This is a genomic window from Buttiauxella sp. A111 (assembly GCF_014189855.1).
GTDB lineage: Bacteria > Pseudomonadota > Gammaproteobacteria > Enterobacterales > Enterobacteriaceae > Buttiauxella > Buttiauxella selenatireducens.
In genome coordinates this window covers 23,756-36,421 of the sequence record NZ_BJFN01000004.1, presented here as the reverse complement: position 1 = coordinate 36,421, position 12,666 = coordinate 23,756, and the positions used below count along the sequence as shown (strand labels likewise).

The window sequence follows — 12,666 nt, the reverse complement described above, 5'->3', positions numbered from 1 at the left end:
GCGGATGCAGCCAACGTATAAGCAGCTTGAAGTATGAAGGGTATATTTAGAAAATATATTTAATCCCTAAACGATAACGAATTTCATGGTCATCCTTGTCGTGGTCAGAATTATATCGTGGTACATACCCCAGTTCGGTATAGGGCACCCAATTCTTATCAACGGAATAACTTGCAACAACATTATAGAGCCAGTAATTATGGTTGCCGTTGTAATCATCGTAATTAGTAAAACGATATTCAAAATCACCGATAACAGAAAATAGCTTGCTGTTATAACCAAACTCCCAGTTGAATTGATTGTAATATTTGTTTGATACATCAGAGTTTTGATCGACCTGCATCCCAGGACGCCAGCGGAGAGTGGTCACCCATTCTGGCAGGAATTTATAGATAGCTTTAATCTGCGCACGATAACCAATAGCCGTATCGCCATTATCAAGATTAAGGGCCGGAGCGAGAATAAAATTATCGGCAATGTTAAAGTTTTTACCAAGCTCCCATTCGCTACCGCTTCCACTGTATCGCCCGTTTCCTTCATTAAAACCGTCATCAGTTTTTTTAGTACTTTCAGCAAGTTTGCCTTCTACGCTGGCAAAATACCCAGTGGGCGTTGTATGGCTAATTTTAAGGCGGTCCGCATTGGTTTTGCTATCCGCTTTGTACTCATGTCGATAATCAATACTGACAGCTGCGGACGATAAAGAGGTCAAAACTAAAGCGGCGGCGCTTATTTTTATAACTGATTTCATTCCTGATGCTCCATGCGATAAATGATAAAAATAATTCTCGCTGGGATGTTAATTATCAATATGTGAGAATTATGTGATTTAAATCTCACAATATAAAACAGTGTTTCATTGTGATGTTTTATTAGTTGGATCGTTAATCATTTAATTTATTTAAATATTACACCAGGCCGTGTTTTTACTGGGTTTTATAGATAAGCTCGTATTTTACATCGTTACAATTTATTACAATTCGTGTCTTTTGAATTATTCATGCCATGAAGTAATTGGTGTTTCTCATATATATATATTTTCTGTGTACTGGCTAATAAAACGGGTTAATTTATTATGGCTAACGATATAAATTATTTTTAGTTAAAGCCCATTCATTTTTACCTTAAAGCAGACGCACTGAGTTAGCGAAATGAGTAACAAGGGGATTCAGAGGCGTCTGTGCAAGTTTTCACCATCCGTACCATACTCCTTGAGCGGTTAATATTTGACCGTATCAAGCCGGAGTACCCCATGAAACGTTTAGTCGATAAAGTTGCCATTATTACCGGAGCCAGCTCAGGCATCGGTTATGTCACTGCAAAACTGTTCGCTGCCGAAGGGGCGAAAGTCGTGGTTGGTGCAAGACGTGAAGCCGAACTGGATAAACTGGTGGAAGAAATCAAAGCCGAGGGTGGTGAAGCTGTTGCGTTGTCAGGTGATGTGCGCGAAGAAGCCTACGCCAAAGCGCTGGTGGCAAAAGCGGTGGAAACGTGGGGGAGGCTGGATATTGCCTTTAACAATGCGGGGACGTTGGGTGAAAACGGCCCGAGCACAGAAGTCTCTGCTGAAGGTTTTGCCGATGCGCTGGCCATTAATCTGACCGGCGCATTTCTCGGGGCGAAACATCAAATTGCTGAAATGCTGAAACATGGCGGCGGGTCGGTAATTTTTACTTCAACCTTTGTCGGCTACACGTTCGCTTTCCCGCAGGTGGCCTCTTATGCCGCCAGTAAAGCCGGGCTAATTGGTTTAACTCAGGCGCTGGCATCCGAATTTGGCCCACAGAATATCCGCGTCAATTCTGTATTACCCGGAGCGGTAGATACCGATATGTATCGCGACAAAAACGCCAGCGAAGAAGCTCAAGTTTATATGGCCGGTCTTCATGCGCTTAAACGCGTTGCGAAACCGGAAGAAATCGCGCGAGCGGTACTGTGGCTCGCATCCGATGAAGCATCGTTCGTGACAGGCACCGCCTCACTGGTAGATGGCGGTGTGTCCATTAACGGGGCTTAGTCTTTTAGGGCTCCGTTGGGGAAACGGAAATATTGTACGTTAAGAAGATTTTTTGTACTGACTGATATCAACTGGCTGCCAGGGGCGATATCTCCCTTCAGCCAGCTATTTATTGCTTCTACAGATATCATCTCCTTCAGATTATTCCCGCCAGGTCACAGAATTAAAAAGCCTCCTTAATTTAAAATGTTCCCTGCTTAATAAACAGATCCCAAAGTTATTGCACATTTTTTAAATGTGCAATATTACACATTAATTTTACCATCATTACCTTTAGGTTATTAATGTTCTTTTATTTCAAGTTGTTATGAATCTATCGGAATTTGAGAAAAACACCATGCGCAAAAATCATTTTTACATTTAAGTGGCGTGCGTATAAATTACCGCGAAATGGTTTTGCATATAAATCCAGCCATTGCACCCCCATGAAAATAAGAACGCAATTAACTTGTGTGCATATTTATTCGCTCAGCGGATATGTGCGCACGCTATTAATAAAGATTGAACTAGATCACGAGAAAATAATGTCAAATACTGTACGTAAAACTTCTGTAGACAGACACTGCCCACAGCATACCAATATCATTCGATCCAAAAAATTCATCTGGTTAGGGGGCGTATTTACCTTTCTTGTCGTCACCTCTTTAACGATAACTGATGCTCACGCCGGAGGCGATGGTGCGCCATCCGTGACGGCAGGAGGTGCGGGAAGCCAGTTAACCGGAGGCGGTGGTGGAGGCGGCGGTGCCTCAACCGGTGGCGACGGAAGTGTTAACGATGGCAAAGGGACTAATGGGCAAGGAGGAACTGCTGCCGGATTAGGGGGCGATCCGGGCATACGGTTGACGACATCACAGACGTTGATCGCTGATGTCGCAGGTGTTAATGGCTCTAACGGCGGTCGGCCAGGACAAGGCGGTGGTGGCGGTGGAGGCGGAAGCGGGATTATGGCTTCTGGAAACACATTGCTCACTATCCAGGGAGCTAAGGTTACTGGTGGTGCTGGTGGGGTTGGTGGCCCTGATACCTTCGATACCGGCAGCGGTGGCGGTGGTACTGGCGTGGTGACCGATGGCAATCTTCTTCTCACCGGTAGCGGGGCAACCATCAGCGGGGGAGCCGGTGGCACAGGGGGAAGTGCGGGAGGCGGCGGTGGTACTGGTGTTGTGATGACCGGAGGCACAAAAAACAGCCTGACTAACGAAGGCAACACAATCATCGGGGGCGTCGGCGGCCGGGCAAAATCTGGCGGCGGTGGCGGAGCTGCGGTGGTCACCAACAGCAATGTCACGAACTTTGCCGGAGGCGTTATCACGGGTGGCGATGGCGGTCTTCTTCCGTCCGCCAGCATCTCTGCAAGCGGCGGTGGCGGCTCGGGTATTCTGGTGTCGGGCAACGGTCAGAATACGGTATCGGTGGCTAACAAAGGCGTGATTTCCGGCGGCAACGGCGGGCCCAGCTTCACATTTGGTAGTTCCGGACCAGGCGGTGCTGGTGAAGGTGGTGCGGAAGGCGGAAACGCTGCAAATGGCTGGCTTGGCGATGGTGGCGCGGGGATTAAAGGTGCATATTTATCCATTATTAATGCTGGAGCCATCAACGGTGGCATGAGCGGCAACCCGCTGTTTGGTAGTGGCGCACAAAGGCAGGCGAACGCCGTTGAATTTACTGGTGGAGTGAACCAGTTGGAATTACAGGCCGGATGGTCGTTTGTCGGCAATGTGGTCGGCATGACCGGATCAACGAATACCCTGGTGCTGGGTGGCGATACGACGCAGAGTCAGGGGACAGGGGCAACGGTTTTTGACGTCGCACAATTGGCCTCCACTGGTGGTAATGGCCAGTTTCAGGGCTTTAGCTCTTTCCAGAAAACCGGTGCCAGTACATGGCATTTAACTGGCACCACAACACAAGTGACGCCGTGGAAAGTGAGCCAAGGCACGTTGTCCATTAACGCGGATGAGGCTTTGGGAGATGTGAGTGGTGTTCTGACGCTTCTGAATCATGCCACGCTTGCCACAACAGCCAGCATTTCGACGGCGCGCGATCTCGTGTTAGGCCAAGGCGGCGGGAATATTGACGTAGCACCTTCCACCACGCTGGCTCTCGCAGGAGCTGTCTCTGGTCAGGGCAGCCTGACCAAATCCGGTGACGGCTCGCTGACGCTGTCAGGTAACACCCTCTGGACGGGCGACACCCGTATTGACGGAGGCGAACTGGTGCTGGACGGCAGCAACGGCGGAGCGCAACTGGTCAGCAATATCACCGGCCAGGACAACACCGCGTTGTCCCTGCGCAACGGTGCAACACTGACCGGCTGGATTGACCCGACTGATGTGAACATCGACAGCGCCAGTACCTGGAACATGACGGCCGATTCACTGGTGGATGATGTCAATCTTGCCGGTATCCTTAATGTTGTGGCGCCGTCCGCGCTGCCGATGACGACCGGACGCACCCTGACCGCCACCAACTGGAACGGCCAGGGCGGTACCGTCGTGCTGAACACGGTACTTGGCGATGATGCCTCTGTGACGGATAAAATTGTCGTCAACGGCAATACCAGCGGCAACACCTTCATGAAAGTGAATAACGCCGGTGGTGGCGGAGCGCAGACGGTGGAGGGGATCCGCGTGGTGGAGGTGAATGGCCAGTCTGACGGAACCTTTACCAAATCCGGGCGTATTGTGGCTGGCGCTTATGATTACAGCCTGGTGAAAAAAGGTACCGACTGGTTCCTGACCAGCCTGTATGTCGCACCGCCGGTGGCACCAGAAACACCAGTAGCACCTGAAACTCCTGTGGTGCCAGGCACACCGGCAACTCCAGCTACACCGGTCTCCCCAAAAACACCGGATGCTCCGGGTACGCCGGTTATTCGTCCGGAAACGGCCAGCTATACCGCCAACCTGGTGGCGGCCAATACCCTGTTCAACACCCGATTGCATGACCGTCTGGGCGAGCCGCAGTATACCGATGCGCTGACCGGCGAGAAAAACGTCACCAGCCTGTGGCTGCGTCAGGTCGGCGGGCATAACCGCTCGAAAGACAGTAGCGGGCAAATCAACACCCAGAGTAACCGTTACGTGATCCAGATGGGTGGGGATATCGCGCAGTGGAGTCCGGATGAGCTGCAGCGCTGGCATCTTGGCGTGATGGGCGGGTATGGCCACAACAACAGCAACAGCCGTTCGCATGTTACCGGCTACCATTCAGATGGCACCGTCAGTGGCTACAGTGCCGGGCTCTACGCGACCTGGTACCAGAATGACGAGACAAAACAGGGCCTGTATCTGGACAGCTGGGCCCAGTACAGCTGGTTTAATAATGACGTGAAAGGGCAGAATATTCAGGGCGAGTCCTACAAATCCAGCGGCCTCACCGCCTCACTGGAAGCGGGCTACACCCATAAGCTGAGCGAGTACGCCGGCAGTCAGGGGGGACTGAATGAATGGTTCATTCAGCCGCAGGCGCAGGTTATCTGGATGGGGGTCACCGCCGACGACCATCGTGAGAGTAACGGTACCCGCGTCAGGGGTGAAGGGGATAATAATGTGCAGACGCGTCTGGGCGTGCGGACCTTCCTGAAAGGGCATAATAAAATTGATGACGGCAAAAACCGGACTTTCCAGCCGTTTGTGGAAGTGAACTGGATCCACAACACCGAGAAATACGGCACCCGGATGGACGCGGTGAGCTTCAACCAGGCGGGAGCACAGGATGTCGGGGAGATCAAAACCGGCGTGGAAGGGCAACTTAATCCAAACCTGAATCTGTGGGGGAATGTCGCAGTACAGGTGGGGGATAAAGGCTACAGCGACACCTCGGCGATGGTCGGCGTGAAGTACAGCTTCTGACGGAAATAACAGGGAGGCCAGTATTTTCAAATACTGGCCTCCTATAAATATTTCAGTTTTCTACATCTGGCCCTTTCACGCGCGCGATAGAAAAACCATCCCAGCCTTTGCTACCGACTGTCTGTAACGCAGTGGCAGTAAGGCGGGGATTATTGCCCATCAACTCGATAAATGTGCGTGTCCCTTTTATGCCAGGGTCGGTGCTCTCAGGGTTAATCACGCCGCCATTTCTCACCACGTTATCACCAATAATCAGTGTGCCAGGACGGGAGTATTTCAATGCCCACTCCAGATAAATGGGGTTTGACGGTTTGTCGGCATCAATAAAGATCAGATCAAAAGGTGCGCAGCCAGCCAGTTTCGGTAGAGTTTCCACCGCGGGACCAAGATGCAATTCGATAACTGTTTCAAGGCCCGCAAGCTGAATATTTTTCTTTGCAACCTCTGCATGGTGCGGGCTGGCCTCAAGCGTCACTAACTTGCCATCAGCGGGCAATGCACGTGCCATCCATACTGAGCTGTAAGCCCCGAGCGTGCCAATCTCAAGAATGCGTGTAGCCTGGGTTATCTGTACCAACAACTGGAGAAATTGCCCCTGGTTGGGGGCGACATCAATGGCGGGAAGCCCGGCGGCGCTATTGTTGGCAAGGATTTTTGCAAAAATGGGATCGTCTGGGATCAAGGAATTCACGAGATATTCATCTACAGCAGACCATTGTTGTTGCATTACATCACCTCATGACGTGTTTGTAACATAATACTAACAACGGTCTGCTGAATTTGCCTGGTTTATTAAAACAACTGTTCAGGACAATCGATTTTTATTTAGCCGCTAACAGGCAGAGCTTTAGCGCTACGTTATATGAGGCCTCAAAGGCTCGCAGGGGTAAGAATTCAAATTTGGAATGGAAGTTATGCGCACCGGTGAAGAAGTTCGGCGTTAATAAGCCTTTTGCCGAAAGTGCCGCGCCGTCAGTACCGCCGCGCATCGGAATGATCTTAGGCTCAATATTCAGCTCTTTCATGGCGTCAAAAATCAGATCAATCGCACGACGGTCTTCTTTAATCGCATTACTGATATTGCTGTAAGTGTCGCTTATCTCGACATCGACTTTAGCTGTCGGGTGTTGGGCGGCAATTTTAACGGCGACATCACGGATCTGTTGTTTACGTGATTCAAACGAGTGGCTATCAAAATCACGGATATTCGCTTTTAATATCGCTTCATTTTGTGTGGTATTCATCCCGTTAAACCAAATATAACCTTCACGGCCTTCGGTATTTTCAGGCGTTTGGTTTCGGTCAAAATGGCTGATGAAATCATGAGCCATTAACAGCGGGTTCACTAATACGCCTTTTGCGGACATGGGATGCGCGGTCACACCGGTGAAACGAATCTCGGCATGCGCGGCGTTAAAGTTTTCATAAACCACTTCGCCTAATTCGCAACAATCGATAGTCCAGGCGAAATCAACATCAAAGCGCGCGAGATCTAACGCTTTTGCGCCACATAAACCAATTTCCTCATCGGGCACAAAGGCGACGACAATATCGCCGTGCTGCATGTCTGGTGTCAGGTTTTCAAGCAGCGCCATGACCACCGTGACGGCGGCTTTATTATCTGCCCCAAGAACACTGGTGCCATCGCTAAAAATGATATCTTCGTTTGGATAGGCGAGGATTTCCGGATGCTCAGCGGTACGCAGCCAAATATCCTTTTCTTGATTAAGGCATAAATCATTGCCGTTAAAGCGTAAAACTTGCGGGTAAATATCGGGTGATAACCCGACATCAACCGTGTCAATATGCGTGATAAACCCCACGCGTGGAGCACCTGCAACATTGCCTTTTTTGACGGCAGTCACGGTGGCATGTTCGTCGATAACCACGTTATCCAGACCCAGTTCTCGCAGCTCGCGTGCCAGTAATTGCGCCATTTCATGTTGACCCGGCGTGCTTGGCAGCGTGGCTGCACCTGCCTTGCTTTGGCTGGTTATCGCCAGATAGCGGAAGAAGCGTTCGGTTAATTGGTCTGCGAGCGGCGATGACATTGTTATTCCTTTATTGAATATATTCGTTTGTTTGCAATCGACTTTTAATGTTATTTATTAAGCTGCTTTGTTCAAGCGTTATTCTGGGTAAAAATTATAAATAAAAGGGCAGGCATGAAAACAATCACCACAACAACCACAAAACTCGCATTGGTAATAGCAGCGCTGACAGTCAGTTCCACTGTCGCGGCAAAGACTTTGGTATATTGTTCCGAGGGTTCACCGGAAAACTTTAATCCGCAGTTATATACATCGGGAACCAGCGTGGATGCCAGTGCGGTACCGGTTTATAACCGTCTCGTTGATTTTAAAACCGGCACCACTGAGTTGCAGCCAAGTCTGGCTGAAAGTTGGGACATAAGCGACGATGGTAAGGTTTATACCTTCCATCTGCGCAAAGGGGTGAAGTTCCAGAGCAATAAATACTTCAAACCGACCCGCGATTTTACCGCAGACGATGTCATCTTCTCATTTATGCGGCAGAAAGATCCAAAGCACCCATACCATAATGTTTCCAATGGAAACTATTCTAATTTCGAAAGTCTTGAATTTGGCAAATTAATAACGGCGATTGATAAAGTCGATGATAATACCGTTCGCTTTACATTAGCTCACGCCGAAGCGCCATTTATTGCCGATTTGGGCTGGTATTTCGCCTCCATACTTTCTGCTGAGTACGCCGATGCGATGTTAAAGGCCGGCACGCCGGAACGTGTGGATATGGATCCTGTCGGCACGGGGCCATACCGTCTGGCGCAATATCAAAAAGATTCGCGCATTCTGTTTACCGCGTTCCCGGAATACTGGCAAGGCAAAGCTAAAATCGACAAGCTGGTGTTTTCAATAACGCCGGATGCCTCAGTTCGCGTGGCAAAACTTGAGAAAAACGAGTGCCAGGTCATGCCATTCCCTAATCCGGCAGATTTGCCGCGCCTGAAGGAAAATGCCGATATTAACCTGATGCAAAAAGCAGGGCTGAATACCGGTTTCCTGGCATTTAATACCCAGAAAGCGCCGCTGGATAACGTAAAAGTACGCCAGGCGCTGGCGATGGCGATTAATAAACCCGCCATTATTGAAGCGGTATTCCGTGGCACCGGAACGGCGGCGAAAAACCTTTTGCCTCCGGGGGTGTGGAGCGCTGACGACACGATTAAAGATTACGAATATGACCCAGAGAAAGCCAAAGCGCTGCTTAAAGAGGCCGGTTTTGCCGACGGTATGACCATCGATCTTTGGGCGATGCCCGTGCAGCGTCCTTATAATCCGAACGCCAAACGTATGGCCGAAATGATTCAGGCTGACTGGGCGAAAATCGGCGTCACGGCAAAAGTCGTCACTTACGAATGGGGCGAGTATTTAAAACGGGTGAAAAGTGGCGAGCATCAGGCTGCGTTGATGGGCTGGACGACAGCCACGGGCGACCCGGATAACTTCTTCGGCCCGCTGTTTACCTGCCGTTCAGCAGAGGGGGGTTCCAACTCAGCAAAATGGTGTTATCAGCCGTTTGATAAGCTGATTCTCGAGGCAAGGGCGTCGAGCGATCATGAAAAACGCGTGGCGTTATACAAAGAAGCGCAGCAGATGATGCATGATCAAATGCCTGCGGTAATGATTGCGCACTCGACGATTTTCGAGCCGGTTCGCAAAGAAGTCACCGGATACGAAGTCGATCCGTTTGGTAAGCATATTTTTTATCAGGTGGATGTGAAGTAGGCTGGCAGGAACTCATAAGAAGCGGGTGCATTGTGCACCCGCTTTTTTTTACTTATTCCTCGTCCGGTAACGCGTAAGCGATGATGTAATCACCCCTGTCAGGAGACTGACGAGCGCCGCCTGCGTTAATCACAATGTACTGCTTACCGGTTTTCGGTGACACATAGGTCATCGGGCCTGACTGGCTGCCCACCGGCAGACGTGATTTCCAGATTTCCTTACCGTTTGCGGTATCAAACGCGCGCAGATAGAAATCCTGTGTACCCGCGAAGAACAGCAGGCCGGACTGCGTGGACAACGACGCACCGAGCGTTGGCATGCCGATTGGAATCGGCAGGCGCATGCGGATCCCAAGCGGGCCGGTGTCCTGCACAGTACCCACCGGCACCTGCCAGACGATTTTCCCTGATTTCAGGTCAACGGCTGACATGGTACCGAACGGAGGTTTTTGGCAGGGAATGCCCAGCGGTGAGAGGAAACGTTCGCGCATCGCGCCAAATGGTGTGCCGTCCATTGGAACAATACCCATCTCGATGCCGCTGGCATTTTTCGCAACGTTTGCACGCGGCACCATGTAATTTGCCAGCCCCAGACGCATATCGTTAACAAACATCAGGCTGTTGTTTGGGTCAACGGAAACACTGCCCCAGTTCATTCCCCCAAGCGACCCAGGGAATTGCAGGGAACGATCCAGACCAGGCGGTGTGTATACACCTTCGTGACGCATCCCTTTAAATTCGATGCGGCAAATCAACAAGTCGATCGGGGTTGCGCCCCACATGTCCGACTCGGTCAGGGTTTCATTGCCAATCATTGGCATTCCGACGGAGTACGGCTGGGTTTTCGAATAGCGTTCGCCTTCAATATTGCCCTGCGGAACCGGACGCTCTTCCACTTTCGCAACAGGTTCACCGGTTTCGCGGTTAAGCATGAAAATCATGCCCTGTTTGGAAGTCTGGACAATGACTGGCGTGGTAGCGCCTTTGCCGTCGGGTAAGTCATATAGCAGTGGTTGTGATGGCAGGTCGAAATCCCACAGATCGTGATGGGTGGTTTGATAATGCCAGCGTACCTGGCCCGTTGACGCATCGACCGCAACAATAGAGGAGCTGTATTTGTCATCTTGTGCAGTACGTGTGCCGCCGAAGAAATCAGGTGTTGCGTTACCGGTCGGCAGGTAAATCAAACCGAGTTTCTCGTCGTATGACATTGCGGACCAGACGTTCGGCGTGCCGCGTGTATAGGTCTGGCCTTCCGGTGGAACGTCGGTAATCGCCGGGTTGCCTGGGTCCCACGCCCATGCCAGTTTGCCGGTGTGAACGTCATAAGCGCGCACCACACCAGGAGGTTCACCCGTGGAGAAGTTATCCGCCACGCGTCCGCCCACAACCACGACATTCCCCGCTACCAATGGCGTAGAGGTTTGCTGGTAATAACCCGGTTTGACTTCGCCCATACCGACTTTCAAATCCACGGTACCGTGGTCACCAAAGTCTTCGCACAATTTGCCGTTATCGGCGTTAATCGCCAGCAGACGTGCATCGGTGGTCGGCAGGAACAGGCGGCGAGGGCAGAGCGCAGGTTGCGCAGTCTCTGCCACAGGCGCTACGGCGTGTTGAGTGGTTTCTTCGTAATAACCTAAACCACGGCAGCGTTGCCAGTTTGGTGCGGTCGCCTTGCTGTCAAAACGCCATTTTTCTTTGCCAGAATCCACATCCAGCGCCAGCACTTTGCTGTACGGCGTGCAGACAAACAGCGTATCGCCTACTTGTAATGGGGTGTTTTGATCTTCAGCGCCTGAACCGTTGCTTTGCGGAATATCTCCCGTGTGAGCAACCCAGGCCACTTTCAGATTGCTGACGTTAGCTTTGTTGATTTGATCGAGCGCGGCAAAACGGTCACCGTGAGGGGTATTACCCCAGTGTTTCCAGTCTTTTTGCGTATCACCCGGCGCAACCGGTTTTACCGGCACGTCTTCATTGGCGGCTACTTGTACCTGTGGCACGAACATCCAGCCTGCGCTCACCAGCATACAAACAGCGAGCAGAGCGGCGATGCCATAAGCAGGCGCTTTTTTTACCGCAGCCTTACTGTGCGTAGCTCGTAAAATCGGCCAGCTAATGGCGGACAGAAATGCCAGCACTGCAAAGGTAAACAGGCGCGAAAATAACGGCCAAAAATCCATCCCTGCATCGCTGATGGCCCAAAATAGTGAGCAGATGAATGCCAGGCCATACAGCACCAGGCCCGCAGTTTTCTTTTTCAAAATCAAAACGGCGGAGATGAGCATGGCGATGCCCATCAGCAGGAAATAAAAGCTTCCGCCAAGAGCCACGAGATAAGCACCGCCAATGCCAATAGCGAGGCCGATCAAACCCATCAGCCCGCCAAGAACCCACAGCAATCCTAATGCCAGGCCGCGTGGGGGAGTGTAAATTTCCATAACGTTCTCCTGTCGAAGTGTGTTCCGCACACTTCATGTGCAACAACGTCTCCTTGTCGCAGGAGATCGTTTGATTTGTACCGTCTGGTGTAATAATTGATGTGATCGTTCGATTTTAACGAGGGTTAAAACGGTGTGACACATAATAATGAACCAAATGGTTAATGTCTGGGTATCATAATCTCCCGTTATGATATTGCAAAGTTGTTAATGAGAGATTTCGCATTTATTGCGAAAAGGTGAGTGAGAAGAGGGAGAGAGTCGGGTAATCGGAATATTACCCGGCAAGGGTTTAATGATGGGTTGTCGACAGCGGGAGACGAAACTCACGCAATTCGGGTTTCAGGAAAACGGTGCGTAAATGTCGGTTACTGATAAACCAGATTTCATCGCGGTCGTTAGAAAGAATGTACCAGGCGTCAGACGATTCAGAAGGATTAAAGCACCCCAGCGCCCGATAACAGGTTTCGGAGTTGAAACCGCTCTGGAGAGGCAACGGACGTGGCCCATTGTCCATTTCCACTATTTTTACGTAGAGTCCTTGCTCAAGCCAAAGCATAAGTCACCTTTTGTTGTCTATTT

Annotated in this window: 8 protein-coding genes; 3 read left to right on the top strand and 5 right to left on the bottom strand. The window is 50.6% G+C overall.

What is annotated here, in order from left to right; all coding sequences use genetic code 11:
• Positions 1-46 precede the first annotated feature (46 nt).
• Positions 47-751 carry an oligogalacturonate-specific porin KdgM family protein gene (locus tag BSPA111_RS12400; protein ID WP_183271470.1) on the bottom strand — a complete coding sequence of 235 codons (705 nt, stop codon included), beginning with the start codon at positions 749-751 and terminating at the stop codon, positions 47-49.
• Between the two features lie 501 nt (positions 752-1,252).
• Here BSPA111_RS12400 and BSPA111_RS12395 point away from each other — a divergent pair.
• Both BSPA111_RS12395 and BSPA111_RS12390 read left to right on the top strand, forming a co-directional pair.
• The gene (locus BSPA111_RS12395) at positions 1,253-2,017 is read left to right on the top strand and encodes an SDR family oxidoreductase (RefSeq protein WP_183271469.1); all 765 of its coding nucleotides are present in this window, start codon (positions 1,253-1,255) and stop codon (positions 2,015-2,017) included.
• Positions 2,018-2,541: 524 nt separating this feature from the next.
• A complete protein-coding gene (locus BSPA111_RS12390; RefSeq protein WP_183271468.1) occupies positions 2,542-5,874 on the top strand; it encodes an autotransporter outer membrane beta-barrel domain-containing protein in 3,333 nt (1,110 codons plus the stop codon).
• 52 nt (positions 5,875-5,926) lie between these two features.
• On the opposite strand, the gene BSPA111_RS12385 is transcribed toward BSPA111_RS12390, so the two are convergent.
• Together BSPA111_RS12385 and pepT are read right to left on the bottom strand one after the other, a co-directional pair.
• Complete coding sequence (locus BSPA111_RS12385) at positions 5,927-6,601, bottom strand: O-methyltransferase (protein WP_183271467.1); 675 nt, start codon at positions 6,599-6,601, stop codon at positions 5,927-5,929.
• A 94-nt stretch (positions 6,602-6,695) separates the two neighbouring features.
• Positions 6,696-7,925: a peptidase T gene (pepT, locus tag BSPA111_RS12380; RefSeq protein ID WP_183271466.1), complete on the bottom strand. Its 1,230-nt coding sequence runs from the start codon at positions 7,923-7,925 to the stop codon at positions 6,696-6,698.
• Between the two features lie 114 nt (positions 7,926-8,039).
• Here pepT and BSPA111_RS12375 point away from each other — a divergent pair, with 114 nt between their 5' ends.
• Positions 8,040-9,641, top strand: coding sequence for an ABC transporter substrate-binding protein (locus BSPA111_RS12375; protein ID WP_183271465.1), 1,602 nt, complete (start codon positions 8,040-8,042; stop codon positions 9,639-9,641).
• Positions 9,642-9,693: 52 nt separating this feature from the next.
• Here BSPA111_RS12375 and BSPA111_RS12370 read toward each other — a convergent pair whose 3' ends face one another.
• Entirely contained in the window at positions 9,694-12,084 is a 2,391-nt protein-coding gene (locus tag BSPA111_RS12370; protein ID WP_183271464.1) for a glucose/quinate/shikimate family membrane-bound PQQ-dependent dehydrogenase, read from the bottom strand.
• 292 nt (positions 12,085-12,376) lie between these two features.
• Positions 12,377-12,643: a hypothetical protein gene (locus BSPA111_RS12365; protein WP_183271463.1), complete on the bottom strand. Its 267-nt coding sequence runs from the start codon at positions 12,641-12,643 to the stop codon at positions 12,377-12,379.
• Positions 12,644-12,666: the final 23 nt, after the last annotated feature.

Coding starts and splice junctions, on each gene's coding strand:
- BSPA111_RS12375 (WP_183271465.1), top strand. CDS start 8,040: ATGAAAACAATCACCACAACAACCACAAAACTCGCATTGGTAATAGCA.
- BSPA111_RS12370 (WP_183271464.1), bottom strand. CDS start 12,084: ATGGAAATTTACACTCCCCCACGCGGCCTGGCATTAGGATTGCTGTGG.
- BSPA111_RS12365 (WP_183271463.1), bottom strand. CDS start 12,643: ATGCTTTGGCTTGAGCAAGGACTCTACGTAAAAATAGTGGAAATGGAC.
- BSPA111_RS12385 (WP_183271467.1), bottom strand. CDS start 6,601: ATGCAACAACAATGGTCTGCTGTAGATGAATATCTCGTGAATTCCTTG.
- BSPA111_RS12400 (WP_183271470.1), bottom strand. CDS start 751: ATGAAATCAGTTATAAAAATAAGCGCCGCCGCTTTAGTTTTGACCTCT.
- BSPA111_RS12390 (WP_183271468.1), top strand. CDS start 2,542: ATGTCAAATACTGTACGTAAAACTTCTGTAGACAGACACTGCCCACAG.
- pepT (WP_183271466.1), bottom strand. CDS start 7,925: ATGTCATCGCCGCTCGCAGACCAATTAACCGAACGCTTCTTCCGCTAT.
- BSPA111_RS12395 (WP_183271469.1), top strand. CDS start 1,253: ATGAAACGTTTAGTCGATAAAGTTGCCATTATTACCGGAGCCAGCTCA.